The sequence below is a fragment of the Thermanaerovibrio velox DSM 12556 genome, assembly GCF_000237825.1.
Lineage (GTDB): Bacteria > Synergistota > Synergistia > Synergistales > Synergistaceae > Thermanaerovibrio > Thermanaerovibrio velox.
The window spans coordinates 1,846,697-1,873,618 of the sequence record NZ_CM001377.1 but is presented as its reverse complement, the minus strand read 5'-3'; the positions used below and the strand labels follow the sequence as shown (position 1 = coordinate 1,873,618).

Annotated in this window: 22 protein-coding genes and 1 pseudogene; 9 read left to right on the top strand and 14 right to left on the bottom strand. The window is 62.6% G+C overall.

Annotation, left to right across the window (positions count from 1 at the left end; genetic code table 11):
- Window positions 1-134 precede the first annotated feature (134 nt).
- The 3 genes from hcp to THEVEDRAFT_RS08960 form a co-directional block, all read right to left on the bottom strand.
- Window positions 135-1,742: a hydroxylamine reductase gene (hcp, locus tag THEVEDRAFT_RS08970; protein WP_040825977.1), complete on the bottom strand. Its 1,608-nt coding sequence runs from the start codon at window positions 1,740-1,742 to the stop codon at window positions 135-137.
- Window positions 1,743-1,826: 84 nt separating this feature from the next.
- Window positions 1,827-2,570: a 4Fe-4S binding protein gene (locus THEVEDRAFT_RS08965; protein WP_006584413.1), complete on the bottom strand. Its 744-nt coding sequence runs from the start codon at window positions 2,568-2,570 to the stop codon at window positions 1,827-1,829.
- A 1-nt stretch (window position 2,571) separates the two neighbouring features.
- Window positions 2,572-2,994, bottom strand: a complete 423-nt coding sequence (locus THEVEDRAFT_RS08960) for an RrF2 family transcriptional regulator (RefSeq protein WP_006584412.1) — start codon at window positions 2,992-2,994, stop codon at window positions 2,572-2,574.
- Between the two features lie 161 nt (window positions 2,995-3,155).
- On the opposite strand from THEVEDRAFT_RS08960, the gene THEVEDRAFT_RS08955 reads away from it, so the two are divergent.
- From THEVEDRAFT_RS08955 to THEVEDRAFT_RS08945, 3 genes are all read left to right on the top strand, one after another.
- Entirely contained in the window at window positions 3,156-3,875 is a 720-nt protein-coding gene (locus THEVEDRAFT_RS08955) for an LmeA family phospholipid-binding protein (protein ID WP_172634041.1), read from the top strand.
- Window positions 3,876-3,887: 12 nt separating this feature from the next.
- Window positions 3,888-4,748, top strand: a complete 861-nt coding sequence (locus THEVEDRAFT_RS09255; protein ID WP_006584410.1) for an exonuclease domain-containing protein — start codon at window positions 3,888-3,890, stop codon at window positions 4,746-4,748.
- 273 nt (window positions 4,749-5,021) lie between these two features.
- The gene (locus tag THEVEDRAFT_RS08945) at window positions 5,022-5,426 is read left to right on the top strand and encodes a macro domain-containing protein (RefSeq protein ID WP_245522666.1); all 405 of its coding nucleotides are present in this window, start codon (window positions 5,022-5,024) and stop codon (window positions 5,424-5,426) included.
- Between the two features lie 101 nt (window positions 5,427-5,527).
- Here THEVEDRAFT_RS08945 and THEVEDRAFT_RS08940 read toward each other — a convergent pair whose 3' ends face one another.
- The 4 genes from THEVEDRAFT_RS08940 to THEVEDRAFT_RS08925 all read right to left on the bottom strand — a co-directional run bounded on the left by THEVEDRAFT_RS08940 (window position 5,528) and on the right by THEVEDRAFT_RS08925 (window position 9,694).
- A complete protein-coding gene (locus tag THEVEDRAFT_RS08940) occupies window positions 5,528-6,610 on the bottom strand; it encodes an HD domain-containing phosphohydrolase (protein ID WP_006584408.1) in 1,083 nt (360 codons plus the stop codon).
- 154 nt (window positions 6,611-6,764) lie between these two features.
- Window positions 6,765-8,018, bottom strand: coding sequence for a diphosphate--fructose-6-phosphate 1-phosphotransferase (gene pfp, locus THEVEDRAFT_RS08935; RefSeq protein ID WP_006584407.1), 1,254 nt, complete (start codon window positions 8,016-8,018; stop codon window positions 6,765-6,767).
- A gap of 64 nt (window positions 8,019-8,082) precedes the next feature.
- Window positions 8,083-8,718 carry an HAD family hydrolase gene (locus THEVEDRAFT_RS08930; protein WP_245522665.1) on the bottom strand — a complete coding sequence of 212 codons (636 nt, stop codon included), beginning with the start codon at window positions 8,716-8,718 and terminating at the stop codon, window positions 8,083-8,085.
- Window positions 8,719-8,767: 49 nt separating this feature from the next.
- Window positions 8,768-9,694 carry a cation diffusion facilitator family transporter gene (locus tag THEVEDRAFT_RS08925; RefSeq protein ID WP_006584405.1) on the bottom strand — a complete coding sequence of 309 codons (927 nt, stop codon included), beginning with the start codon at window positions 9,692-9,694 and terminating at the stop codon, window positions 8,768-8,770.
- Between the two features lie 170 nt (window positions 9,695-9,864).
- On the opposite strand from THEVEDRAFT_RS08925, the gene THEVEDRAFT_RS08920 reads away from it, so the two are divergent.
- Window positions 9,865-10,308 carry an Hsp20/alpha crystallin family protein gene (locus tag THEVEDRAFT_RS08920; protein WP_006584404.1) on the top strand — a complete coding sequence of 148 codons (444 nt, stop codon included), beginning with the start codon at window positions 9,865-9,867 and terminating at the stop codon, window positions 10,306-10,308.
- Between the two features lie 255 nt (window positions 10,309-10,563).
- On the opposite strand, the gene THEVEDRAFT_RS08915 is transcribed toward THEVEDRAFT_RS08920, so the two are convergent.
- From THEVEDRAFT_RS08915 to THEVEDRAFT_RS08910, 3 genes and pseudogenes are all read right to left on the bottom strand, one after another.
- Window positions 10,564-11,361, bottom strand: coding sequence for an HD-GYP domain-containing protein (locus THEVEDRAFT_RS08915; protein WP_245522664.1), 798 nt, complete (start codon window positions 11,359-11,361; stop codon window positions 10,564-10,566).
- A gap of 70 nt (window positions 11,362-11,431) precedes the next feature.
- A pseudogene (locus THEVEDRAFT_RS10015) lies at window positions 11,432-11,611 on the bottom strand (response regulator); the annotation flags it as partial.
- A 52-nt stretch (window positions 11,612-11,663) separates the two neighbouring features.
- On the bottom strand, window positions 11,664-13,682 hold the full coding sequence (locus tag THEVEDRAFT_RS08910) for a PAS domain-containing sensor histidine kinase (protein ID WP_006584402.1): 2,019 nt from the start codon (window positions 13,680-13,682) through the stop codon (window positions 11,664-11,666).
- Between the two features lie 207 nt (window positions 13,683-13,889).
- Here THEVEDRAFT_RS08910 and THEVEDRAFT_RS08905 point away from each other — a divergent pair, with 207 nt between their 5' ends.
- Genes THEVEDRAFT_RS08905 through pgsW form a run of 3 tightly spaced genes read left to right on the top strand, consistent with a single transcriptional unit; the run spans window position 13,890 to window position 16,369 of the window.
- The gene (locus THEVEDRAFT_RS08905) at window positions 13,890-14,894 is read left to right on the top strand and encodes a hypothetical protein (protein ID WP_006584401.1); all 1,005 of its coding nucleotides are present in this window, start codon (window positions 13,890-13,892) and stop codon (window positions 14,892-14,894) included.
- Entirely contained in the window at window positions 14,881-15,333 is a 453-nt protein-coding gene (locus THEVEDRAFT_RS08900) for a poly-gamma-glutamate biosynthesis protein PgsC/CapC (RefSeq protein WP_006584400.1), read from the top strand. The genes THEVEDRAFT_RS08905 and THEVEDRAFT_RS08900 overlap by 14 nt, the downstream gene beginning before the upstream one ends.
- 10 nt (window positions 15,334-15,343) lie before the next feature.
- Window positions 15,344-16,369, top strand: coding sequence for a poly-gamma-glutamate system protein (gene pgsW / locus THEVEDRAFT_RS08895; RefSeq protein ID WP_006584399.1), 1,026 nt, complete (start codon window positions 15,344-15,346; stop codon window positions 16,367-16,369).
- Here pgsW and cysK read toward each other — a convergent pair.
- The 3 genes from cysK to THEVEDRAFT_RS09250 all read right to left on the bottom strand — a co-directional run bounded on the left by cysK (window position 16,356) and on the right by THEVEDRAFT_RS09250 (window position 19,441).
- Entirely contained in the window at window positions 16,356-17,261 is a 906-nt protein-coding gene (gene cysK, locus THEVEDRAFT_RS08890; protein ID WP_006584398.1) for a cysteine synthase A, read from the bottom strand. The genes pgsW and cysK overlap by 14 nt on opposite strands.
- A complete protein-coding gene (gene epsC, locus THEVEDRAFT_RS08885) occupies window positions 17,258-17,941 on the bottom strand; it encodes a serine O-acetyltransferase EpsC (protein ID WP_006584397.1) in 684 nt (227 codons plus the stop codon). The genes cysK and epsC overlap by 4 nt, the downstream gene beginning before the upstream one ends.
- A gap of 315 nt (window positions 17,942-18,256) precedes the next feature.
- Complete coding sequence (locus tag THEVEDRAFT_RS09250) at window positions 18,257-19,441, bottom strand: AI-2E family transporter (RefSeq protein WP_006584396.1); 1,185 nt, start codon at window positions 19,439-19,441, stop codon at window positions 18,257-18,259.
- Between the two features lie 191 nt (window positions 19,442-19,632).
- On the opposite strand from THEVEDRAFT_RS09250, the gene ftsZ reads away from it, so the two are divergent.
- The gene (ftsZ, locus tag THEVEDRAFT_RS08875; protein ID WP_006584395.1) at window positions 19,633-20,841 is read left to right on the top strand and encodes a cell division protein FtsZ; all 1,209 of its coding nucleotides are present in this window, start codon (window positions 19,633-19,635) and stop codon (window positions 20,839-20,841) included.
- Window positions 20,842-21,249: 408 nt separating this feature from the next.
- Here the strand turns inward: ftsZ and THEVEDRAFT_RS08870 are convergent, their stop codons facing one another.
- A complete protein-coding gene (locus THEVEDRAFT_RS08870) occupies window positions 21,250-23,403 on the bottom strand; it encodes a methyl-accepting chemotaxis protein (protein ID WP_006584393.1) in 2,154 nt (717 codons plus the stop codon).
- Between the two features lie 2,944 nt (window positions 23,404-26,347).
- Between THEVEDRAFT_RS08870 and THEVEDRAFT_RS08850 the strand changes: the two genes are divergently transcribed.
- Window positions 26,348-26,836 (top strand): putative metallopeptidase, encoded by a 489-nt coding sequence (locus THEVEDRAFT_RS08850; RefSeq protein ID WP_040825967.1) that lies wholly within the window; start codon window positions 26,348-26,350, stop codon window positions 26,834-26,836.
- Window positions 26,837-26,922 lie beyond the last annotated feature (86 nt).

The following is a 26,922-nucleotide window of genomic DNA, read 5'->3' as shown; positions in this document are numbered from 1 at the left end:
ATGAAATATATTAAATAGGAAGCCTTTGTTACATTTTATATAAAAATAAAACTCATCGGCCCCCTAGAGGACCGATGAGCGTAGGACTTTTAGATCAGGTTAGGCGTTTCTTTAAGCCCTTGCGGCGGGATGGGTCAGATGGAGCGCCCCAGGATGGCCTCCAGGTCCTCCCTTGCGCTTGCCCCTATGGGCTTTATGTTGAAGTTGTTGACCAGCACCTGGAGGGCCTCCGGGGAGATGAAGGCCGGAAGGGAGGGCCCAAGCCTTATGTCCTTTATCCCCAGGTGCAGCAGGGTGAGCAGTATGCACACCGCCTTCTGCTCGTACCAGGAGAGGATGAGGGACAAGGGCAGGGAGTTCACGTCGGTCTGGAAGGCCTCCGCCAGGGCCAGGGCCACCTTTATGGCGGAGTAGGCGTCGTTGCACTGCCCCATGTCCAGGAGCCTTGGTATGCCCTCGATGTCCCCGAACTCCAGCTTGTTGAACCGGTACTTTCCGCAGGCCAGGGTGAGGATCACCGTGTCCTTGGGGGCCAGGGTGGCGAAGTCGGTGTAGTAGTTCCTACCGCTCTTTGCCCCGTCGCAGCCGCCGATGAGGAAGAAGTGCTTTATCTTGCGGGATTTCACCAGCTCTATGACCTTTGGAGCCGCCCCTAGGGTGGAGGCGTGTCCGAAGCCAACCAGGATCTCCTTGTCCTCCCCGTCCTCCTCGAAGCCCTTGGCCTTGAGGGCCGCCTCTATGACAGGGGAGAAGTCCTTGCGGTCCACGTGGGCGACCCCCGGCCAGGCCACGAGCCCGGTGGTGAAGATCCGGTCCTTGTAGGAGTCAAGGGGACGCTGGATGCAGTTGGTGGTCATGAGTATGGAGCCCGGGAACTGGTCGAACTCCCTCTGCTGGTCCTGCCAAGCCCCGCCGTAGTTCCCCGCCAGGTGTTTGAAGGCCTTGAGCTTGGGGTACCCATGGGCGGGGAGCATCTCCCCGTGGGTGTAGATGTTGATCCCCTTTCCCTCGGTCTGTTTCAGCAGCTCGTACAGGTCCTTGAGGTCGTGTCCCGATACCAGGATGGCCTTCCCCTTCACCGGGGTTATGCGGACCTTGGTGGGGACCGGGTCCCCGTAGGCGCCGGTGTTTGCCTTGTCCAGCATCTCCATGACCTTCAGGTTCACCTCACCCACCTCCAGGGCCAGGGAGAGCATCTGATCCACCGTTATGTCCTCCCTGGACACCCGGTGCAGCCCCCGATGGAAGAAGGCGAACACCTCCTGGTCCTCCACCCCAAGGATGTGGGCGTGGTCCGCGTAGGCCGCGGTGCCCTTAAGGCCGTATATGACCAGCCACTTGAGCCCCCCTAGGGTCTCGCCGTAGCGGGACACGTCCGCCTTGGGGCCCAGGCGAGATCCCCTGAGGGCCAGGCCCTCCTGATCCAGCCCCTCCTCCTCCCGCCACTCCTCCGGCACCGCCTCCCCCGCAAGCCTGCGGCGGATGGCGAAACCCCGCCTTATGAAGGACTCCACCCGGTCCGGGTCGAAGTCCACGTTGGTAACGGTGGTGAAAAGCCCCTCTATGACGAAAAGGTCCGCCTCCCGGTCCCTGATGGACTTCTCGTGAGCCAAGGAGCCCACGTCGCACAGGACCTTGATCAGCATGTCCTGAAGGTCCGACGTCTTTGGGTCCTTCCCGCACACCCCCATGACCGAACAGCCCTTCCCCTGCGCCGCCTGCTCACACTGATAGCAGAACATCTCCACTCCAATCCCCTCCCTTTTGTCTGGTTATTCTCTATTTTCAGACCTTATTGGACCCTCTTCAACCCCCAATGGGACTTTCTACTTGGCAAAGCGATATTCCAGCGTCTTGGAGCTGATGACCTCCCCCTCCACGGAAAGGGTGACGATCTCCATCGTGAGGTCTGCCCTTGCCGCCTCCGCCGCTTCCCTGGCGATCCTCGCAAGGCCGGAGCAGCACGGAACCTCCATGATGGCCACCCGAATGTCCCTTACCCCTCCGCTTATGATCTCCGCCAGCTTCTCCACGTAGGTGGAGGTGTCGTCCAGCTTTGGACAGGCCATGAGGCACACCCGGTCCTGGAGCAGCCGGCCTTGAAAGTCCCTGACCGCCGCGGCGGAGCAGTCCGAGGCCAGCAGCACCTTGCCCCCCTTAAGGTAAGGGGCGTTCGCGGGTACCAGCCGGAGCTGCACCGGCCAGTTCCTAAGAAGGCTGGGTCCCGTGGCATCCGGGGCCTTCGAGGGCCTTTCACCTCCCCCAAGGGCCCTGGCCATGGTGCCGGGACACCCGCAGGGCAGGCTGCCGGAAAGGCTGCCCCCAGCCAGATCCCCCTTCCTGGCCTTAACCTCCTCCTCGTCATAGGGCAGGGCCTCCCGCTCCTCGAAGCTTATGGCCCCCCTGGGGCACTCCCCGATGCAGTCCCCAAGGCCGTCGCAGTAGGAGTCGCTCAAAAGCTCCGCCTTCCCGTCCACCAGACCTATGGCCCCCTCGTGGCAGGCGGAGACGCAAAGGCCGCAGCCGTCGCACTTATCCCTGTCGATCTTTATCACCCGTCTTACCGGCATGTCACATGTCCCCCTTTTCATCGCCCCAGAAATCCCCCAGCGTGGTGTGCTCGAGAAAATCCGTGACCTGCTCCTGGACCCTCGAGAAAAGACCCCCGAATATGCACCCCCGGAAGGGGCAGACCTCCCGTCCCAGGGGACATCCCCCCACCCGGTAGGGCCCCTCCAGGGCCTCGTAGACCTGGAGAAGGCTTATCTCCCCAGGGGGCCTCTGGAGCTCCACCCCGCCTCCAGGTCCGCTCTTCGACCTGACGAAACCAAGCCTCGACAGCTGCTGAACCACCTTGGAAAGGTGTGCCGGCGATGCCCCCATCTGCTCCGCCATCTCCTTGACCGTCAACCTTCCCGTCCCCGGCTTGGCCAGCAGCACCAGGGCGTGAAGCCCCAGGGACGCCGCCTCCGAAAGCCTTATGATGTCCCTCATCTGCACTCCCTCGAAGTAGATATATTATGGTATTAGAATACCCAAATTCTTTGTTTTGTCAACCGCCCCGGGGAGAGTAGAATGGTGGCATGGTTTAACCGGTATGACTCTAGGCCCCTACGGGCCGTTGGGGGTGTTGCGCTTCATGATATTTCGGCTGCATGAAAAGCCCCGTCCGGGGGAGGGACGGCTTGAGGTCCCTGGCGCTCTTGCTCCTGGGGGCCCTGGTCCTGTTCGCCCGCCCCCACTCCGCCATGGGGGGGGATGCGGATAACCTCAAGACCGCCCAGTGGATTTGCGATGCCCTGTTCTCCCGGTTCTCCCCCGAGGAGGCTTCGGTGACGGTGAACGGCCAGAGGGCCTTCGTGACCGTCAAGGGCTTGTCCCTGGACGGGGTGAGGGTGGAACGGATAAGGCTGGATGCCAAGATAGACCCCTCCGCCAAGGACCTCAGCTCCATGGTGCTCTTCTCCCGGGGGGAGCTGCTGCTCCTGGAGAAGGACATCAACTCCTACTTCGCCAAGAACGAGGAGAGCGGCTTCAGGGACCTCCGGTTCCGGCTCACTCCCTCGGGCTTCGAGGCCCAGGGGATCTACTCCGCCAAGTTCATATTCAACATAACCGTTCGCCTGAAGGCCAACGGTGTCCTGGCCCTTAAGCCCGACGGCATATACCTGGACCAGGTGGGCTTCTTCGTGGAGGGCCGCCGTCAGCCCGAGTTCTTCACCAACGAGGTGCTTCGGTCCTTGAACCCCATACTGTCCACCTCGGACCTGCCTTTCCCGGTGCTTTTCAAGCAGGTCCAAATGGGGGACGGATACGTTGCCCTGATCTCGGATCTCATCCCCCTGGGTGGCCCCACCGCCCGGCGGGTTCGCTGAGGGGTGCTGCCGGTGCGCTTCGGGATCCCGGACTTCGCCGCCCTGGACTTTGAGACCGCAAACCGCTTCCACGAGAGCCCCTGTGCCCTGGGGGTGGTGGTGGTGAGGTCCTTTGAGATCGTGGAGGAGGCCTCCTTCCACATCCTTCCCCACCGGGACTTCCGGTTCTTCGAGCCCATGAACGTGAGGGTTCACGGGATCACGTTAGAGGCCCTGGAGGGGGCCCAGGAGTTCCCCGACGTCTTCGAGGACTTCTTCGCCATGGTAAAGGGGCTTCCACTGGTGGCCCACAACGCCCGGTTCGACGGGGAGGTCATGCTCCGCACCATGGGGCTTTACCGCATGGACCCGGCGGATCTCAGGTTCTTCTGCTCCCTAAGGCTTGCTAGGCGGGTTTTCAGGTTCAAAAGGTGCGGTCTTTCCTCCATGGCGGAATACCTGGGGATACCCTTTTACCACCACGATCCCTTGGAGGACGCCCGCCTGGCCGCCAAGGTGGCCGTGGCGGCCATGATGGAGGCGGATAACCTGGATGACCTGCCCCCGTGGGAGGAACAGGGGTTTCCGGACTATCGCCAGGTGCTGTCCCAGGTGCAGGATCGGATAAACCAGGTGCGGTCCTTCCGGAAGGGCAAGCGGCGGAGCGCATGCGGGGCACCCCCAGAGATGCTCGAGCTGGACGTGGAGAGCCGGTCCGGCTTCTTCCGATCCTCCTCTTCCAACCAGATCTACTTCACCACCCTCCACAGCTGTACCTGCCCTTACCATCAGAGCACCTACAGGGAGTGCAAGCACATGAGGGCCCTGAGGGAGATCCTCTTGCCCGATCTCCCAGATTCTCACTGTTCCCCCGAGTTCCTCGAGGGATCCTGATCCTGGAGGGAGGTCACCCCTTGCCCCCTTGAGGTCAAAGGGTTTTCAAGTCCGGGCCTTTCGACGGAATGCATAAAGCTATTTGGGAGGTGGCGCCCTTGGCGGGTAAGCTTGGGTTTTCGTTGGGTTCCGGGGATCTTAAGACGTCGGTGGAGTTCCTCCAGGGGGACATATGTTCCTTCCGGGGGGATGCGATAGTGAACGCCGCGAACGATCACCTATGGATGGGAAGCGGCGTGGCGGGGGCCGATAAGGAGGGCCGCCGGGGACCAGGTGGACCGGGAGGCCCGCTCGAAAGGCCCTATCCAGGTGGGTTCCGCGGTGGTCACGTCCCCCGGGATGCTGCCGCTGAGGGGCATAGTTCACGCCGCGGTGATGGGACAGGACCTGGTGACCCGAGAGGACCTCATAGCCTCGGCCACCGAGGCGTCCCTCAAGGCGTGCCTCGAGAACTCCTTCCGCCGCGTGGCCTTCCCGGCCCTTGGCACCGGCGTGGGGGGGTTCCCACTGAGGGCCTGCGGGGCCGTCATGGCAGGGGTTGTCAGGCGGTTCGTCCTTGATAACCCCGGGGCCCTGGAACTGGTGGCCTTTTACCTTTGGGGGGATGGGGCTTTTAGGGAGTTCTGCGAAGGGGCCCTGCCGGAGCTCCGGGGCTTGGACCACCGGGCCCGCGGCTAGGGGCTTGTGGCCCCCCGCTGCCTCAAGGAGATCCCAGCGTTGCTGAGCCCATATGCTTAGTAGACCACCGGGTCCCTAGGGGACCGGCGGCACCCCGCTCCCTAGGGGCCCGGTATCTCCATCTCCTCCGGGAACACCAGCTTGTCCGACGTGGTCTCGAAGACCTTCTCCAGGGCCACGAAGGCCGTTACCACCTTGGGGTCGAAGTGGTCCCCGGAGCCCTCCTGTATTATGAACATGCTCTCCTGATGGCTGAGCGGGGTCTTGTAGGGCCTGTAGCACCTTAAGGCGTCGTAAACGTCCGCCACCGCCATTATCCTGGCCGCCAAGGGTATCTCCTCCCCCTTGAGCCCGTCCGGGTACCCCGTGCCGTCCCACTTCTCATGGTGGGACCGGGCTATTTGGATCCCCATCTGGAGGAGCGGGTGCCCCGGGTACTTCTTGAGCACCTTGAGCAGCGCCTGCTCCCCCATGATGGTGTGGTTCTTCATGGCCTCGTACTCCTCTTTGGTCAACGGGGCCCTCTTGAGAAGTATGCTGTCCGGTATGGCCACCTTGCCGATGTCATGGAGGGGCGCCGCCTTCTTGAGGAGCTCGATGAACTCCTCGTTCACCTGATCCGGGTATAGCCCCAGCTCCATGAGCCCCCGGCCAAGCAGGGCACAGTAGTGGCTGGTCCTTATTATGTGCCCCCCGGTGGTCTCGTCCCTGGACTCCGCCAGCTCCGACAGGGCCTCTATGGTGGCAAGCTGGGCCCTCATGACCTCCTGGTCCTTGCGCTGCAGGATGTCCTCCAGCTCCCGGTTCTGCTCCAACAGCTCCCGCTGGGCCTCTCGGAGCCTTATGTGGGTCCTCGCCCTGGCGGCTATCTCCTCGGGCCTAAAGGGCTTGGGCACGTAGTCCACCCCGCCCTCCAGGAAGGCCTTTGAGATGTGCTGCGGATCGTCCAGGGAGCTCACGAACATCACCGGTATCTCCCGAAGGAGCTCCCGCTGCTTAAGCCGGCGGCATAGCTCGAACCCGTCCATCTCCGGCAGCACCACGTCCAGGATGAAGAGGTCCGGCGGGTCCTGGTCCGCCTTGCTCAAGGCCTCCAGGGGGTTGGGAAACGTACGTACCTCGTAACCCTGTATCCTAAGGACCTCTTCGAGTATCTGGAGGTTCATTATCGAGTCGTCCACCACGTAGACCCGAGGTCTTCCCCTGAATATGACTTACACCCCCAAGGTTGCGGATCAGGAACGAAGGACATGGGGATCTTAAGATCCCGTATGGCTGGTTCGGATTATATATCCATGTGGTTTTTTTAACAATAATCAAATCGTACTTTTGCTGTCCCTACACCGTCTCCCCAAAGCGCCTTACGAAGGCCTCCTTGTCCATGTTGGCGGCCCCGCAAAGGGCCTCAAGGCGCTCCGGGTCCTCGAAGTCCTCCCTCTCCAGGCGGATCATGTAGCGCCGGGCTATCTTGTACTGTATGGAGTTGATGTTCACCAGCCTTATCCTGGTCCTGCCGGTTACCGGGTCCATTATGTCCTCCAGGGGTATCGGCACAAGCCGATTGTTCTGGATGGTAACCATGGCTCCGGTGCCCCCCTGCCTTAAGTACTCAAAGGCCCCGTATCCCAGGTTGCGGGTGTACTCCACGTCGAACCCGTTGGGGGGAGCGCATCGGATCTCGTAGCCTATCTCCTTGTCGTTCAGGGTTATCTTGATCCCCAGCTCCTTAAGGGCCCCCTTGACCCGGTCCCTCAGGATGTCCGAGAAGTTGATCTCCCCGTACCTGATGTGCCCGTGCTCGTCCCGGTCCGCGGTCTTGAGGGCCTCCAGCTCCTCCGGGGGGATCTTGCCCATGAGCCCCTCCGCCACCACCGCCACCCCATAGGCCCTGCCCATGGAAAGCCGCTTTATTATGGACCCCACGATGAGGTTCGAAAGGCGGTCCAGCGAGACCCTGCCGTCGAACTCCTCGGGGATTATGGTTATGGTGGCCGCCGCGGCCTTACCTATCCCAAGGGCCAGGTGGCCCGATGAACGCCCCATGGTGACGCACAGAAACCACCGCCCCGTGGTCCGGGCGTCCTCCATGATGTTCGACACCAGCGTGGCCCCCAGGGATCTGGCGGTCTCGAAGCCAAATGTAGGCATCCCCTCCGGCAGGGGCAGGTCGTTGTCGATGGTCTTTGGCACGTGGGCCACCTTAAGCAGGTAACCCCTCCTGGATAGGGCCTCCTTGGAGATCTTAAGGGCCGAGAAGGCCGTGTCGTCCCCCCCTATGGTGATGAGATGGGTTATCCCCGCCTCCGCCAGGGTGTCCACCGCCCGCTCCATGTCCTTGGGGTCCCCGGTGGGGTTGTGCCGGGACGTCCGGATCACGCTGCCCCCCTCGTTGTGGATCCGGCTTACCGCGTCTATGGTGAGGGGCACGTGTTCAAGCCTGCCCTTGGATATGTGCTTGAAACCGTCCAGGAGCCCTATCACCTCCCAACGGTGGTTCGAGGCCTCTATGGCGGCGGAGCTTATTACGCTGTTTATCCCCGGCGCGGGCCCCCCTCCGCAAAGGATCGCCAGCCTGTTGACGTTCCGGTCCATCCCAACCCCCCCTTGGCTTTGACAGGTTTAGCTTATGGGTCTTAAAAAGGGGCCCAAAGGGCCCCTACATCCAAAACTCCAGGAAGTCCCCCAGGAACTGATCCTTGGTCACGTAACGGATCGAGTGGATCCCCAGCGATGACGCGAGCTTAACGTTCTCCTCCCGGTCGTCCACGAAGAGGGCCTCCCGGGGTTCCAGCCCCTCTTTGCTCAGCAGGTTCTCAAAGGCCTCCCTCTGACGCTTGGTGTACCCGGTCCTGTAGCTGTTGTACACCCCGTCGAAGAGCTGGAAGAACCGATCCCGCCGGTCCAGCTCCTCCAGCCAGTCGGTCTGGTCGCTCAAGATGAAGGTCTTGATGCCCCTGGTCCTCACCTTGTTAACCACCTCCACCATGTGGGGCCTCAAGACAAACCCCTTTAGCACCATCTCCCGCAGGGTCCCGTCGTCCAAGGTGATCCCCGTGAGCTCCCGGAAACGGCCCCAGAACTCACCCTCGGTGCCCTTGCCTACCATGTAACCGCTCGCGAACACCGCCTCCTCCGCGGCCCTCAAGGTCCTCTCCGGGTCCTTCCCAAGACTAGTCGCCAGGGCGGAGATGGTGTTCACGTAACCCTCCTCCGCTAAAACGCCCCCGTAGTCGAATATTACCCCCTTTACGGGACACCCCAAGGGGTTAAAACACCCTCTATCCAAAGCCAACCCCCGTTTCATCTAAGTTTGTAGTTCTCAGGAACTACCTGTGGTTAAGCTAGCTTAAACCCTGCTCCTCGTCAACGTCCCCGCCCCAGGGCTCCACGTGGATGGTCACCAGGGTCCTCTCCCCAAGCTCCCGCTTTATCGCCCTTTCCGCCTCGGTGGCTATGGCGTGGGCCGCCCAGAGGGGCATGTCCGGGTCCACCAGCACGTGGGCCTCCACCGCTGAGGTGGGCCCCACCCGCCGGGTCCTAACGTGATGGTGCCCCATGACCCCTTGGGTCCCCGCCAGGGCCCTGGATATGCGCTTCAGCTCCTCCTCCGGCAGGGCCCCCTCCATGAGCTCCCCAAGGCTGCGACCCATTATGGGTATGGATGCCCTGATTATGAAGAAGCTCACCGCCGCGGCGGCCAGGGAGTCCAAGACCGCGAACCGCCCCCCCAAAAACCAGGCCCCCCCTATGCCCACCAGGGTCCCCACCGAGGAGAGGGCGTCGGACCGGTGGTCCAGCGCCTTGGCCCTCAAGGCGAAGCTCCCAAGCCTCGCGGCCCACCGGTCGGTGTACCGGTAAAGCCACTCCTTGACCACCACCGAACAGAGGGCCACGGGGACCACGAAACCCTCCGGGGCGGAGGCGGTCCCCTTGAGGGCTTCCCATATCCCAACGATGCCCCCGTGGAGGATGAAAAGCCCCGCCCCCATAAGGCTTATCCCGCAGAGACCTTCCAGCAAGGTCTCTGCCCTCCCGTGACCGTATGCGTGGCAGCTGTCGCTCGGCTTGGCGGAGATGCGAAAACCCACCACCGCCAGCACGTCGGTTAGAAGGTCCGACATGGAATGGGTGGCGTCCGCCACCATGGCGGCGCTGTGCCCAAGGAAACCGGCCCCGTACTTGATCATCACCAAAAGCCCGTTGACCCCAAGGCCAACCCAGCTCACCTTCTCCTCCCTTGTGATCTTGCCCGTTAACCCTGGGGCCATCACACGATCCCTCCAAAGCTAGGTATCCCCCTATTATTTCAACTGCCCCGGGGGATAACAACCCCCTTGCTTCCCCGCCCAGATGGTGTTGACAATCTGTGACCTTAGTTGTAGAATCCTAACTGCAAAGAAGGTCAGCATAGATCAGAAAGCGAAGGAGGGGTGTATCCATGTGGGGAATAGCGCCTTACGGTTTCAACAGGAGGGTCAGGAGGTTGGTGGATCCCGAGGGTTTCTTCGATGACGTGGACCGGCTCTTTGACGGTTTCTTCGGGAGCGTCTCCGGCATGAGGGGGGTGGAGATGTACGAAGAGGACGGCAAGCTCCATCTGGCCGTGGAGGCCCCCGGTGTGGATCCTTCCAAGGTGGAGATAAAGGTCTTCAAGGACCGGGTGGCCTTGAGCTCCGGAGAGGACGCGGAGGAGCGAAAGGAGGAGGGCAAGACCTACTACTGCAGGAGGACTTCAAGGCGCCTCAACTACGAGATAGCCCTTCCCTTCCAGGTGGATCCGGAGAAGGCCTCTGCCTCCTTCGATAACGGCATGATCAAGCTGGTGCTCCCCAAGGAGGGGGCGGTGGAAGGCCGGGTTCTCAAGCTTGAGGCGGGCAACTAATGGCTCCCCGTCACCTCCCGTAAACCGCCTGGGCTTTCGAGGCGCAGCATAGCGGTGTAAACAACCCGCCCCGCCGGCACGCTCCGGCGGGGCTCGCTCTTTGGCGTTTTACCGCCTTGCCGCAACCCGGGCGCTCCCCCTCGTACCCCTGGGCTTAGCCGCAAGGACCTGGCGGGTACGGCCGCATCAAGCTCAGCGGTCCTTCATAAGTGAACGCCCCGCTGCATGGCCTATGGGGGCCGAATGTCTTGCCCGCTAAGCCCCTCCCCGATCGGTTTTGCCGCTGAACTTCTGGTAGACCTGGTCGATCTCGGCGGAGATCCGGGCGAAGGCCCCCAAGATCTGGGGGTCGAAGTGCCCCCCCGATTCCTCGGTCATTATCCTCATGGAGTCGCGATGGCTCAGCGGGGGCTTGTAGGGTCTTTTAGACCTTAGGGCGTCGTAAACGTCCACCACCGCCATGAGACGCCCTGGAAGCGGTATCTCCTCCCCCTTGAGCCCCTTTAGATAACCCCTTCCGTCCCACCGCTCGTGATGGTACCGGGTTATCTGTATGCCTAGCTCTAGGAAAGGGTTGCCGGGAAAGCTCCTCGCCACATCCTCCAGCGTGGCGGACCCTATCTCCACGTGCTGCTTTATCATCTCAAACTCATCGGGGCTCAGGCGTCCGGGCTTCAAGAGCACCCTGTCCGGAAGCCCCACCTTGCCTACGTCGTGAAGCACGCTGGCCTCCGGGAAGTAACGGACGAACTGCTCGTCCAACATGCCGCGGAAGGGCTCTTCCTTAGCCATCTTGCTCACTAAAACCCTGCAGAGCCCCCGGACCCGCTCCAGATGCATCCCCGTTTCGTCGTCCCGCAGCTCCGCCAGCTTCGCAAGGGCCCTTATCATGGCGAGCTGCGCCTCCTCGGACCTGCGGACCTCCCGCCTCACCCGCTCCTCCAGCTTTCGGTTGTGTTCCTCCAGCTCCCGCCGGAGCCGAAGGATCGAAAGGTGGGTGTCCACCCGCACCAGGAGCTCCTTTACGCTGAAGGGTTTTGTGATGTAGTCCACCCCCCCGGCCTCGAAAGGCCCGGACCTTTTCCTCCTCGGCGTTCACCGCGGACACGAACATCACCGGCACGTCCGCCATGCCTTCCAGCTTGCGCATGGCCAGGCAGGCCTCTATCCCGTCCATGCCGGGCATGTTTATGTCCATGATAACCAGATCCGGCGGGGTTTTCCGTATCGCCTCCAAGAACAGGTCCGCCCGGGGGAACAGCAAAATCCGGTGTCCCAGGGGGCTTAAGATCTGATCCAGCACCTTCAGGTTGGAGGGGGTGTCGTCCACCACCGCTATGGTGGCCCGCTGCCCGCTAGTCACCGCCGCTGCCCTCCGCTATCTCCATCATGGACGCGTGGTCGTAGGAGGCGAAAAAACCCATCAAGAGGTTCCTGGTGGCTTCGTTTCCTACCCCCTGAACCGCCCTTTGGATCTCGTCCCTGTCGCCGCTTTTAAGCGCATCCATTAGCCTTGCCCTCTCCTCCTCGGTAAGCTCCGGTTCCGTTACGTCCACCTCCTGGGGGATCGACGAATGGTCCAGGATGTCAACCGGCACCTTCAGGAGGAACGATGCCCCCTTGGGACTGTCCTCCAGTGAGAGGCTACCACCCATGGCGGCGGCGAAGCTGTAGCTTATGGCGAGCCCCAAACCCGCCCCCCCCTGGGAACCGTACTTCTCGAAGGGCTGGAAAAGGCTGTCCCGGATAGCCGGGGCCACCCCGGGGCCGGTGTCCTTGACCCGCACGCACAGGGTGCCGGCCTTGCTGTACCCCTTGTCCAGGATGGATTCCATCCATACCTCCATGACCACCTCTCCCTCGGAGGTGAACTTCACCGCGTTGCCCAGGAGGTTTATCATCACCTGGCGCAGCTTCCCCCGGTCGGCGGATATCCTCTCCGGCAGGCTCCGAAGGGTCCTAACCCTAAGGTCCAACCCCTTCTTGGACGCCCCAAGGCTCATCATCCGCTCCACGTCTGAGAGCAGGTCCCTCAAGTCGAAGGCCTCGGAGTTCACCTTGAGCTTCCCGGCCTCTACGGCGCTCATGTCCAGTATCTCCTCCACCACCGACAGAAGATGGTAGCCGCTGCGGTATATGGTGTCCACCCACTCCATAACCTCCGGGGAGAGCCCAAGGGCCTGAGCCCTCCCCTTTAGGAGGTCCGCATAGCCCAATATGGAGTTGAGGGGGGTCCTTATCTCGTGGGAAACCCGGGAGACCAACCTGCTTCGGCTCTTGGCCTCCGCCTCCGCCTGCTCCTTGGCGGACCGCAGCATCTGCTCCGCCAACCTCCTAGGGGTCACGTCCTTCACGGCTCCAACCGCCCTCAAGGGACGCCCCTTATCGTCCCGCTCGAAGACCTTCCCGTGATCCATCACCCAGAGGTAGTCGCTGAAGGCGGACCTCTTCCTGAACTCGCACTCGTACTTCTCCGTAAGCCCGTTCAAGTGGTCCTCCCAAGTCCGGAACACCCTTTCCCGGTCCTCCGGATGCACCGTGTCAAGCCAGTTTGGGATATCGTCCAGGTCGTAACCGAAGATCCGCCGGTACTGATCGTTCACCGTCCACCTGCCGCTCCTTAGGTCTATGTCCCATATGGCAAGGTCAGTGCTCTCCACCGCCATCCGGAGACGCTCCTTCATGCTCTCGATGTGGTCCATCTCCTCCCTCATCCCCTTGAGGAGGGACAGGATGGCCCAAAGGGCCGGCAGGAACAGAAGGGAGAAGTAGAGGGCCTCCGCCAGGGCCTTCAGGGCCTCCCGCCGGGCCATGGCCAAAAGTCCGGTGATGTCGTAGTCCACGCATGCCAGGTACCGCCTTCCCCCCGGGGACACCTCCGGCACCGCCACGGACCTGAAGGAACCCCACTGGTCGTGGTAGGTCACGAACGCGGGCTTCCCGGAACGGAAGGCCTCCATGAACTCCTTGGGGATGTCCTCGTAGGGGTGGAAGTACCACCGCTTACGCTCCTTGGCCTCCTCCTCCGTCACCGTGGGGGCGGAGAAGTAGAACTTGCCGTCCTTCTCCGCCAGGGTGTATACGTATATGAACCCCCCCTCCTGGGCGAAACGGTTGAAACGCCGCCGGTAGAGCATCTCCTCCTCAAGGGATATGCTGTCCCGCCCCACCGCCCGGTCGTGGAAGTCCTCCGTGAGCATGTGCTTAAGGGCATTGGCGGCGATCAGCATCTGCTTGTCCACCTGGGTCATCTGGGTCTTCACGTTTTGGACGTAGGTCCAGCGGGCGAAGACCAGGGCCCCTAAGAGGTAAACCGCTACCGCCGCAGCCGCCCGGGCCTTGAAATGCGAAAGCCTTCTCTTGTCGATCGTCACGGGGTTCACCCCCCTTGGGCCCCGAGTTGAGAACTGTAATTTTGCAAATTATACCAAATTACGGGCCTCCCGGCTTGGTGATCTTAATGGCCCATTCTGAAGCTGGTCCCCCCAGGGCATGAGATATGGGATAGAGAAAAGATATGAACCCCCTGGCTACAGCGGGTTATCCCGTACTATCCTGTTAAGCCCGAGGGGGGTGGTAGCTTGAGGGTACTGGTCACCGGTACCAGGGGCAAGAGCTCGGTGGTGAGGATAATCACGGACCTGCTTGGCCTGATTGGGGTTAAGGCCCTGGGTCGGGTGACCGGGGTGGTACCCAGGGAGATAGGATCGGGGGGTACGAGGGAGATCCGTCGTCTTTGTCCCCCTTCGGTGGAGGAGATGAGGTGGTGGGCGGACCGGCTGCCCCGGGGTTCCTGGGCGGTCATGGAGAACAGCGCGGTTAGCCCGGACCTTCAAGGTCTGGGGGCTAGATGGCTCAAGCCCAGCCTGGTGGTCCTCACCTCCGCGGGGGTGGATCACCAGGAGGAGTGGGCTGATATGGACCCCCTGGAGGTGCTCATGCTGGGGGTCCCCGAAGGGGTGCCCCTTGTGGTGCCCTCGGAGCTGGCGGAGGCATCCCGGATCCTTAGGGGCAAGCTCCGACGTCCCGGGGAGGTTTTTGGGGTCCGGGATCTCCAGGATCTCCCCGGGCGGGGTCCCTTGGGTTTCCACCGGCGGAGGAACCTGTCCCTGGCGGTGGGAGCCCTAGATGCCCTGGGGGTGAAGGTCCCAGTGGACCTGCTCCTTTCGTACTCCCCCCCCGATGACCTCTGGGACTTCCGGGTCCTCAAGGGGGACGGATACTGTCTGGCCTTCGCCTTCACCGCCAACGACGTGGAGAGCACCCAGGGGCTTTTCGAGTCCCTGGGATGGGAGCCCGGGGACACGGCGGTCTGGTACAACCACCGAGGGGACAGGCCCAAGAGGCTTAGATGGTTCTGCGATTGGATTCGCCGCATGGGCTTTAAAGACCCGGTGTTCACCGGCGGTTCCAGGGTGAAGGTCCTTAACCCCCCGGTCCCGGGCCGCTGGGTGCACCTCCGCAGCCCTGCGGACGGGCTGAACATGGTTCGTTCCCTGGGCAGGGTGTTCGGGTGCGGCAACGTGGTGGGGGTGCCCCTTGAGCTGGTTGGATTGATCGGAGGTGAGGGGGATGCAAGACGTTAAGGATTTGTCGGTGATGGCCATGGGGGTTGCCCTTTCCATGTGGTATCACCGTCGCACCGGTTGGCCCTGCGGGGGGCTGATGTCCCCGGGTCTCATGGCCCTGCAGGGTAACCCCCTGTCCATGCTGCTGCTTTTGGGCTCCTCGGTGCTGGTGTTCCTGCCCCTTCGGTGCCTGGCCCTCCGGTTCGGCCTTTACGGCCGGGAAAAGGTGGGAACGGCGCTGCTCCTCGCCCTCTTCCTTAAAGGGGTGGTTTCAGCTATGGCCCTTCGGTTTCCCCATTTGACCCCCCAGGCGCTCATCCACCCCGGTTGGGCGGGTTTCGTGGTGCCCGGCATAGTGGCTGCGGAGGCGGACTCCCATGGACTTCTCCCCGTGATGGCCGGGACCGCCGCCGTGGGTGCCGCAACCGCCTTTGCGGCGGTTCTCCTGTGGGGGTGAGATGCCAACCATGAGGAGGTTCCCGCCGATCCTGCTGGCCCTGTCCATGGTCATGTCCGCCCTGTACTCCCTGGCGGTCCTCCAGGGCCCCCCTGGGATCAGAACCCTCTGCCGGGTCCAATCGGCCCGTAGGGCCCTGGGGGAGGAGATGGCCCGCCGGGGGGTGCCCTTCGACGAACACCTTCCGTTCCTAGGGGTTGAGTGGAGCGAGATCACCACCACCCAGGGGGACTTGGAGTCCAAGACCCTCTCCGCCCGTTCGGTCTGGGCCCTGAGGGCCCTTCGGTGGTTTGAAAGAGCGGGGCTTCATCCCGGGGACAGGGTCCTGGTCTTCTCGTCCTCCTCGTTCCCCGCCCTACTGGTGTCCGTTCTGCTGGCCGCCCAGGAGGCGGGCTTGGACGTCACCTGCGTGGTGTCCCTTGGGGCGTCCAGCTACGGCGCTAACCGCCCCGAGGCCCCTTGGCCGGTCATGGAGGGATGCCTCTTGAGATCCCGGGTGCTCCAGCGGCCCGCCCTGGCCTACACCCTGGGGGGCGAGGGTGAGACCGGAGGAGGGATCCCCCCGAAGGGTCTGGAGACCCTTATCCGGTCCGCCCGGTCCGCAGGGGTGCCCATATGGAGGGACCGTATCCTGGAGAGGAAGCTCCAGCTGGTCCGATCCGCTGGGCCAAAGCTGGTGGTGAGCATCGGGGGCTCCGCCGCAAACCTGGGTGATGACCCCGCCGTATTGGAAGTGCCTTCCGGTCTTGTGATGCCAAGGCCGGATGCCGGCAACGGCTTGGTGGGGGAGGTGCTTAGGATGGGTACCCCGGTCCTCTACCTGATAGATCTCAAGGGGCTCCACCGGCGGGAGGGCCTTGGGGCGGGGAGGAGCTGGGTCCCAGCCCTAGGGCTGGCCCTCTTCCTTGCGGTCCTGGGGGTCAACAGGCGGTTCGTCCTCCTTGAAGGGCACGAAGGGGGGCAGGCAATGGCGGGGAGCGCCCCGCCTCCCGGGGGAGACGGGGCGGAGGTCAGGATCGAGGCTAGAGCACGCTGAGGTACTTGTCCTGCCGGTCGCACTGGATGGTTGCCACCGCCTGGTCCTGGGGCATCTGCTCCGCGGTCCTTATGGCGGCCAGGACGTTGGCCCCGGTGGATATGCCGCAGAAGAGCCCGTGGGAAGCGCTGAGCCACCGGGCGGTCTCCTTGGCCTCCTCGGTGTTGACCGTCTCCACCCGGTCCACCAGGGACATGTCCAGGTTGGCGGGGATGAAGTTTGCCCCGATCCCCTGGATCCCATGCCTGCCCGCGGTGCCCTTGGATATCAGGGGGGACTCCTCGGGCTCCACCGCGATCACCTGGGCGGTAGGGCACGAGGCCTTGAGGATCCTGCCCACCCCGCTTATGGTCCCCCCGGTTCCAACCCCTGCCACGAAGGCCCCTATGGGGCGGTAACCAAGGGCCTCGATTATCTCCGGACCGGTTGACACCGAATGGGCCCAGGGGTTGCCCGGGTTTGAGAACTGGTCCAGGGTGAAGGCCCTGGGCTCCCCCTTTAGGATCTCCTCCGCTCGCCTTACCGCCCCCTGCATGCCCTCGGAACCGGGGGTGAGCTCCAGCGAGGCGCCGTAGGCCTTAAGCACCTTCCGGCGCTCCTCCGACATGGTATCCGGCATGGTCAGTATCACCTTTATGCCCATGGCGGCGCCGAACATTGCCAGGGCTATGCCGGTGTTGCCGCTGGTGGGTTCCACCACCACCGCCCCCTCCCGGAGGAGCCCCAGGGCCTCCGCCCTCATCAGCATCCCCAGCACCGCCCGGTCCTTCACGGACCCCCCGGGGTTGTTGCCCTCCAGCTTCACGTAAACCGTGGCCCCCCGGGTCCTTATGGGGAAGAGCGGGGTCCTCCCCACCAGCCCCGCAAGGGCCGTGTCCTGCAGTCTCGTCATATCGCCACCTCCCTGACGGAATCTCTATCCTCCCGAAGCCTCATCTCCAACCGCAGGGCCCTTAACTCCCTCTCCAGGGCCTCGATGCGCCGCATCAGATCCTCCGTCTCCCCCCGTTCCGATGAGGACTGGGAGACCCCCTTCACCGCCCCGGGACCCTTGACAACCCTGGCCTTGGGGCCCACCACGGTGCTGAACGGGGGCACGTTGGATAGGACCACGCTGTTGGCCCCTATCTTGGCCCCCCTGCCGACCGTTATGGGGCCTAAAACCTTGGCCCCGCTGCCCACCACCACCTCCTCCTCCAGGATGGGATGCCTCTGCCACTGGCGCTCGTTCCCTGTGGCCCCCAAGGTAACCCCCTGGAATATGACGCACCGGTCCCTCACCACCGCGGACTCCCCTATTACAACCCCGGAGCCGTGGTCTATCAGTATTCCCTTGCCAATCCGAGCCCCCGGGTGGATCTCTATGCCGGTCCACCAGCGGAAGATCACCGAGAGGAGCCTCGGCAGCACCGGCACCCCCCATCGGTGCAGACGGTGGGCGATCCGATGCCCCAGGAGGGCGTGAAAGCCCGGGGCGCACAGCGCCACCTCCAGTGCCCCTTTAATTCCCTTCGGCACCGACGGATCCCGATCCCTGAAGGCCTTGAAGTCCTCCGCTATCTCCTTGAACACCCCAACTGCAACACCTCCCTATTGTTCTGCCCCCCGCCCCACGGACATGCAGGTCCGGCCGGGGAGATCGCAAGGCAGCGAAGCTGCAAAGACTTAAGAACAAGAAACAAAAAGGGCCCGCCCATCTGGGCGGACCCTTTGATCTTCTTAGTATCTTAGGTTTTTACCCTTGCCTTCCCCTAGCAGCCTCATGGGTTCCTGAAGGCGGTCCGCCCGGTATGTCCCGGGAGGGCGCCACGGCACCGTCACCGGGTCTTTGAGGTCCCCCGGCGACAACAACAGGCGTTTGAATTGGAACGGCTTGGGTTGCGGTATTCAATCGTCCTCATGATGGGGTGATTCTAAATCGGTTTTGGCTTTTTTGCAACCTCCATCGGGAAGGTTTGAAAGCCCCATCTGGATCCCCAGCATGAGGGCGTGCAGCGCCACGGGGCCCAGGAAGAGCCCCGGCAGGCCGAAGGCGCTGAGGCCCCCGATGACCCCGGTTATCATCAGCAGGGTGGAGGTCCCGTCCTCCCGGTTGCTGGACATGAGGACCGGGCGGATGAACTGGTCGAGCCCCGAGACCCCCGTGGCCCCCCAGAGGAGCAGGAATATGCCCGCCTTGGGGGAACCGGTGAGCAGCAGGTACAGCCCTCCCGGGAGCCACACCAAGGCGGTGCCCACCAGGGGTATGAAGCTGGCGGCGAACATCCCTAATCCCGCGGCGGCCCCGTTGGGAAGCCCAGAGAGGTGCCAGCCGATCCACCCTAGGGTCCCCTGGATCAGCCCCGTGAGGATCGAACCCACGATCACCGACCTCATAACCCGGGAGGACTTGAGCAGGAACAGATCCCTCCGGTGACCCGGCAGGGGCAGGTGGTTTCGCACCCCGAGGGCAAGCCGGTCCCAGTCCTTCAGCATGAAGAAGCCCATGAAGGCCCCAAGGCCCCCGTCGTAGACCAGGGACGAGATGCCGGACACCATTGCCCCGGAGAGTCGAACCCCCTGTTGGACCAGGAAGACCGCCAGGTCCTTGAGATACCCCTCCAAGGCCCCTAGGTCCCCTCCCCAGGGCAAAAGCCCCAGCAAAGGGCCCATGCGGCGGAGCAGCTCGGCGTAAAGGGAGCTTGCATCAACCGGGCCCATCCCTGCCATGGCTCCAAGCAGCCCTTGTATCTCCCCTCCCAACAGGTATGCCCCGTAAGCCACCGGAGCGGTGACCGCCAGGGCCGACAGGATCACCAGGAGCCCCGCCGTAAGCCCCGGCATGTTGATCCATCCGCAGATGCGCCGATGAACCCCCTTAAGGGAGAACGCCAAGATCCACCCAAGACACAGGGGTTTGAACACCGGCAATACCACCGGGTAGGCCAAAAGGAACAGGATCAGCAGGAACCCCGCCAGGGGCCACCCAGGGGTACCCATCGTTCTGGACCTATCCGCCCCGTTGATCCCCTTAGGGGATCCTGCCCTGCCGCCGTGTCCCAGTTTCCACACCCCCATCCCGTCCGCTGCCATAGGCGGTTCTCCCTTGACTTGACGCACCATAGAAGTATATCATCAAGGAGAAGCTTTTAAATCAAAGTATAATCCTCGGGGATCGTTTGGAAATAGTTCTTTTAGTCCGTTTTTGTAGATGAGATCCCGTAAAATTTCTTTAACTTTGACACCCCAAGGGGCATCCTTGGTCGTTGGAGGAGGGGGTTGTTTTGACGTATCCGTTGTTTGGCATAGTGCCCCCCGGGGGGGATCTCCAGGGTGGCCCTCAGGGGAGCGACCGGTTGCAGAGCAGGTCCCCCAAGGAGGTAATAAAGGTGGTCGGAGTTGGGGGGGGCGGCGGGAACGCCCTTTCCTACATGATAAAGAGCGGCCTTAAGGGCGTGGTCTCCGTGGCGGCCAACACGGACGTGAGGGCCCTTGAGGGGGTGGACTCGGACGTGAAGATAATCCTTGGGCGCCAGCTCACCAAGGGTTTGGGGGCCGGGGCTAGGCCGGAGCTTGGCCGGCAGGCGGCGGTGGAGTCCAAGGATGAGATAAGGCGGGTCCTGGAGGGGGCGGACATGATCTACTTCGCCGCCGGCATGGGAGGGGGCACCGGCACCGGGGCCCTTCCCGTGATGGCCGCCATGGCCAGGGAGATGGGCATACTCACCGTGGCGGTGGTGACGAAGCCCTTCACCTTCGAGGGGAGCCGGAGGATGAACAACGCCCTCAAGGGCATAGAGGAGCTCGCCCCGGTGGTGGACTCCCTCATAGTGATCCCCAACGACCGGCTCATAGACCTGTCCAACGCCCGGATGACCATAGAGGAGTCCTTTGCCATGGCCAACGACGTGCTCCGCCAGGCGGTCCAGGGGGTTACGGACCTCATCGTTAACCCCGGCCTTGTGAACGTGGACTTCGCGGACGTTAAGGCGATCATGAGCCGCTCCGGGAGGGCGGTCATGGGCATAGGTTCCGCCCAGGGGGAGGGCCGGGCCTTGGAGGCCCTACGCAAGGCCATGGAGAGCCCCCTCATGGAGGTGTGCCTCAAGGACGCCAGCGGGGGGCTCATAAACGTAACCGCCGGGCCGGACATAGGGATCCACGAGCTCAACGAGGCGGCGGAGGCCTTCCAGGGATACCTGGGAGAGGACGCCCTCTTCTTCTGGGGATACAGGCAGGACGATGACCTGAAGGGGACCGTGAAGGTGGTGGTGATAGCCGCGGGCTTCGAGGCCCAGGGCGACTCAACCCTCGCCGCCCATCGGGCATCCAGCCGTCCAGCCCCGTCCAGGGAGGAGGCCCCACGGCAGAAGCCCCAGGCAGCTCCGGGCGGACCCAGCCAGGACCTACAGGTTCACAGCCTCTTCGAGGGCAGCTCGAGCGACCTGGACATGCCGTCCATCCTAAGGCGCAGGGACACCCACAGATCCTAGGGGCCTTTTACCACCCCTGTCCCCCGACCGCGCTTTTTGCCGCCTCCAAGGGACCCGTGGGGCCTTCTTGGGGGGATGGGAGAACGGCGGAGGGCGGGACCGAGGGTGACTTGAGATGACGAGCGGAGGTCCCGGGGATACGCGGGACCTCCGCTGTTCTTGTGCCTATCAACTTTTCTATCTGGTCAATTGGACCAGTCGGGCCACTGTCTCGGACACCCTCTCGCTGTACGAGGCTATGCCTCCCCACCCGGAGACACGGAGGTCCTCATCGATCGCTCAGTCCTTCCATGTGGTTGGTATCCCATACCTCCCCAAACAGCACGGTCAGGTCCTCCATTGTCTGGGCCACGTTCCTGACTGTGAATTTCATGGGTCGTGCCCGCCTCTCTGGAGGGTATATATCCCCTAACCCTTGAGAGCCCTTGGGGGCTCCTGTTCCCCTGAGCGGGAGCCCAGGTTGAACCCCCTGGTGAGCTCCTTAAGCCGTTCCGCCAGACTGGTGAGATCCCGGGCGCTATCCTCCAAGCCCTGCACGTGGGATGCCGCCTCTTTAACTATGGCTTCCGCCTCCCTGGCGGAGGCCTGGGCCTCTGCGGACTCGGAGGCTATGTCCTGCACCGCCCGGGCTATCTCCCCGCTGGAGGCGGCCTGCTCCTCCGCCACCGCCGCCAAGTCCTGGGTGGCGGTGGATATGGCCTTTAGCCTCTCCATTATCCGCTCTATCATGGAGGACGCTTCCTCCGCGGCGGCAAAGGCCTCCTGGGACATCTTCGCGTTCCCGTCCGATGCGGACTGGACCTTCAGCATGTCCTGGGCTATCCCGTCCGCCAGCTCCGCTATCTGCCTTGCCGCCTGGTTGGATTCCTCCGCCAGCTTGCGGACCTCCTCCGCCACCACCGCGAATCCCTTGCCCGCCTCTCCCGCCCGGGCGGCCTCTATGGCGGCGTTCAACGCCAACAGGTTCGTCTGGTCCGCGATCTGTCCTATCTGGGCCACGAAGGACTGTATCTTCCCCGCCCTCTCCCCCAACGTCCTCACCATGGAGCTGGCCCTATCTGCCTCTTGGGCCACGGACCTAAGGGTCTCGGTCACCTTGACCACCGCCCTGGCCCCGTCCTCACCGGAGGACCGGGCGTCCTCCACCGATGAGGCCATATCGGTGGCCCGCTGGGCGGACATCTGGGACCCCGAAGCCACCTCCTCCGAGGAAGCGGTTATCTCCTCCTGGGACGCCGCCAGCCGGTCTATCCTGCTGGATGTTTCGGCCATGAGGGATGCACACCGATCCATGGTGGATGCCGCTTCCTGGGATGAGCTCGACACCAAGCCGGCGCTGTGGGAGAGGTCCGCCACCGCATGGGTTATGGTGCCCAAGGCCTGCCTTAGGGAGCTGACCATCCCGTAGATGGACCTGGACAAGGCCTCGGTCTCGTCGCCGGTCTTAATTGCCAGCTCTTCCTCCCCCATGGACAGGTCCCCCGAAGCCGCCCGGTCCGCCAGGGCCGAAAGCCTGGTTATGGGGGCGGATATCCTGGTGGCCACCAGGAACACCACGACCCCCAGGGCCAGGGCCCCGAATGCGGAGAAAAGGATCAAGCTCCAGGTGAGCCGGTTCGCCTTGGCGTAGACCTCCTTCTCGAAGAGGACCGACCCAAGGCTCCAGGGGGTATCAACCCCCTCCACCCGGACCGGGGTGTTGACCTTTAACGTGTAGGCCTTGGCGGACTCGCTCCAGGCCCTTTCGTGCCACTCCTCCCCCCGGCGGATGCTCTCCAGTACCTGCTGCCCCGATGGCTCCTTGAGTTCCCCCATGGGCTTGCCTATCCGATCCTTGTCCTTGTGGGATGCCACCACCCCGTTGTAGGAGATGAGGCGCCCGAAGCCGGAGTCGAAGAGGCGAAGACCCGAGATTATCTCCTGGATCCTGTCCAGGGATATGTCCACCGTGACCGCCCCTATCACCTTGCCGTGGGCCGTCACGGGGGCGGCCACGGTGGTCATGAGGATCTTCTTCCCCCCGGCGGAGTATTCGTAGGGCTCCGCCAGGAACAGCTTCCCGGTCCTCACCGGCACCAGGTACCAGTCCCCCTCCCCCTCCTTGTCGTAGCCCACCAGGGGCTCGGTCTTGATGGTCCCCCCGTCGTTGTACACGTAGGGCACGAGCCGCCCGGTGCCGTCGTGCCAAGGTTTGTTCACGAACTCCTGATCCCTTCCGTCGAAGGCGTTGGGCTCGAACCCGCAGGACATGCCGAAGAACTCCTTGTGGGCCCTAAGGGTGCGCACCAGCATGTTTCGAGCCCCCTCCCTGCTTGGGTTCCCGGACTCCACCATGGACCCCAAAACCTGGGCCACCTCGTACGCCACGTCCATGGCCCCTTGGAGTTCCTTTTCCACGACCCTGGCGCCGGCCCTTGCCAGGAACATCCCTTCCTTCAGCCCCGCCTCCATTGCGGCCTTCCGGACGCTCAAGGCGGTAACGGTGCTGAGGCCTCCTAAGATTAAGATAACCCCCCCAAGGATCGAGGTTATGAGCTTGGTTCTTATGCTGCGTTTGATCATCGAACCACCTCCGGTTTTTTAAGCCCCTAGGACCTCTAAACCCTAGTACCCCTTGCCCCCGGTGGGAACATCCCCGAGACCTTCAGGCGGACTGGGCGGCCTGCTTCCGCCTTGCGCTTGCCGCGATCGCCGCAGATCCCCTTGGGGCTAGGTGATGTGAATTAAAACGCAAAACCCGCCGCCTTACAATGGGTTGTGTTAATCCAAGCCATAAGGGTTGCTGAACCTTTCTTCTCCCCCCCTTCTGCCTTCCCCTAGGGTTAGCACCCCCGCGGGGTTGTGCCCACCGGTTCCTTGGGGTGCCCCGTGGTTTTGATGCAAGTAAGGCGCTAGCTAGATGCGAGACATACTCACAACCTATGAATATCACGATATCACATATTGAAATGTAACTAGCCGTGGGATCCGCTGGCCTTCCCTCCCCTAGGGGAGAGCCACGCCCCATGATAGGGCAACAGGGCAGGAGGTAGATGGCGAGATGGGGACTTAGCCCCCCGGGGCCCTCGTCGTGCCCCGTGCCAGGGTGCCCCCGCGCTTCCGCTTCCCGCCCGTAGCTTCCGGGGGATCTTTTTTTGCCGTTTTGCCCAAGCGCATCTTCCAACACCACCTAACCCCAGTCCCCAGAGACCAAGGCCCTTAGGGGGTTCTACCCCCCCTTGCTTCCGCTGGTGGTTGACTGTTGAGGGAGCGTAAGTTGGGTTTGTCGCCCTTAGGTGTTTACAGATGGGAGTTGATCCTTGAGGGACGATACATTGCCGCTTGCCGTTTAAGCGCTTCGTCCTGGGCCCGCCGGGCCCAGGGGGCCGCCTTCGTGCCGGTAGGGGGCGGGCCTTAGGGCCCCCAGGAGGGTATGATCCTTACCCTCTTTGGAGGGCCCGCGGGTCTAGAGGGGGCTGAATTTGGAGCTAAGGGGTTAGGCCGCACTTGGTGACTTGGGAGCTGGGGCTAGCGGGAAGCGGCACGGCGCCTGGCTTTGGGGGACCTTGAGGCGGCAGGGGGCGATGCCCAAGGGCAGGCCCGTGGCTTCGGGCCCCGGCGGGTTTTAGGCCCTATCGGGCCCGGAGCGGGCAGAGAAAGATCAGTTTAGGTCAATGCTGATAGACTCTCCAGAGCCCCGCTTTCGGGGTGATCTTGGGGATCCTGGGTGGTTCCTTGAGGGTCGAGGCCGGCGTTGGGGTCGTTGGGCAATTGAGTAATTAGATAATTATATAATTGGGTGATCGATCGTGGGGCATGTGGCCTCCACCCGGGAGGCGGCGCAACGGGACAATGGGACGGGAGCGGCCCGGGCCCTTGGTCATTTGGGCCTGGGCGGATCACGGGGCACGGCGGAGCCCCAGGGGGCAGGGGCCTGCTCCACCGGGGGTGATTTGGTCCTTGGACCCCATGGGGCGGACGCCCCAGGAGATCCAAGCCCCAGCCCCAGGGGACGGGGGAACGCACAGGGGGACCAGGATCCACCGCGGTCGTCCCCCCGGACCCCGCTGGTTTTGCGGGATGGCAATATAATGCTCTGCCGCCGAGCGTTGACCGTTGGATCTGGTCCTCACCGTTTGGACGCCGGGCTCTAGGTGTTTCACGTGAAACATTCGCCGGTCTTGTCGTGTGAATTGGTGTCTTGCGCTCCCATGCGGGTCATATCTCAGGGTTTGTCTAGTGTGGAGCCATTCCTCCCCGTGCGTAGGGGTGATATGGCTGCCGGGGCCTGCGGCAAGCCCCGGCCCATGAAGAGCGCCGGTCGGGGTTGGAGCCTTTGGTGCTTCCCTGTCGCTGGGCTTGGGGCGCCGTGCCTGCGATCGAGGTTTGAACTTTGGGATGTTGGGGATGGAGCTTACGCGGGTCTATGCATTTTAAAAATGGAAATTCCAGGGGATGTTCAAGGTTTTTGGGTGGTTTTAGCCGCTTTTCATGGTTGGTAAGCGGGCCTTAGGCCTTTGTAACCGGTGTTGCTGCGGCTTTGAAGACATGGAGCCTTCCCGCCTTGGGATTCATTGCGGGCCTTGCCGGGGATGAGCCTATGCCCCAGGGTTCCCGATAGGTGCGGTGTCCCCCGCTGCCTCATCCGGTGTCACGATAGGGGAGATGAGTTTGGGTATGGGTGGGCTTTCGATCCCGTTGAGGCCAGTGGTGTCTTGTGCTTCTAGGCGAGGTGCTTTGACGGGTTTGTGGGCATCCAGTGAGCATTGAGGCCCCTTTTCTAGCCTTTTCTAGAAGGTGCGTTTCGTGCCCAGGGTTCTAAGAGCTGATAGCTTATAATGACCTATATGGGATAGTTAGCCGCTAAGATCCAAACGCCAAGGGCCTTCCCTGGAATATTTTGTTTAGTCCGCTATTTGGCGTTTAGCCCTCCTGATATATATCCCCTTTGGCATGTGGTTTTGACGGGCCCCCTGTCCCCGCCAAGGGGTTCTTGGCTCCCTTGGTTTCTATCAAAATTTGAACCTACCCGCCTTGGATGGTGGTACCTGTGCGGCCCTCGCGGTTTTTATGGGCCAGTGAAGCGGACTCATCCTAGCTCGTTTGCGGGTCCTACGGGTTTCATGGACTTTGTGAGCTTTACGGGCTTTATGGGCTTATCGTGCCCGTCGGGCTGTGCCGTTTGAGCTCCCAGGGCCCTGGTGGATGTGGCCCCTTTGCCATCTCGGGGCCCCGGGACCGACGGCGGTGATCAGCTTCAAGCCGCAGATGTCAGGGGTGAACTGCTTTTTTATTAGGTTTCAGAAGCCCTGGGAACCCCTGAAGGGGCGGCGGGAGCCCCTTATGGGCCCCGTTCTGCCCCACGGTGGCCGGGTTTTGCGCGCCGTTGAGTGGTCAATTGCTTTGACCAATAAAGACCTTGGGGTGCTTGGTAGTATAATCTTCTTTCGTTCCTCCTTGGTTTGAGGATTATGGAACCGGTGAAGGGAATCAGGTATACCAGAGTGGGAGGTGAGATCCGTTGGATATGGACAAGGACGCGGGGCACGTGATCTGTTCCGATCGGATAAGGCCCATAGCGGAGGCGTTGGTGAGGAAATACCCGGAGCTGGGGCACGTGGAGGTGGACAAGATCCTCTTCGTTCTCAACCGGAAGTCCCGGGGCAGCAAGAAGCGGGTGGTCTTGGCAAGGACCACCCGGATGCCGGCCAAGTGGCGGGAAATACTCTATCAGCTGGGGGCGGTGGAGTACCAGTACGTGATGGAGTTCTTCGAGAAGACCACGTCGGTGTTGGACGAGAACCAGATGATAGCCCTGGTGTACCGGGAGCTTCGAAGGATAGGGAAAAACGGTGACGTGGCGCCCCCGGACGTCCACGAGTGGTACAACGTCCTGATGGGGCTTGGAAGGCGCTGGTTCTACCCCGATGCCACCTGCCCGAACCTCTTGAGCGACGACGTGGACTGGAAGAAGCTCATGGGGTCCGCTTACGAACCCCCCTTGCCGCCGGAGTAACCCCGGGGCCCCAGGGGCATAGGATTACATCAAGAAAACACATGGCCTTAAAGTCATTCCTTGGGAATACAACACCCCCGGACGCT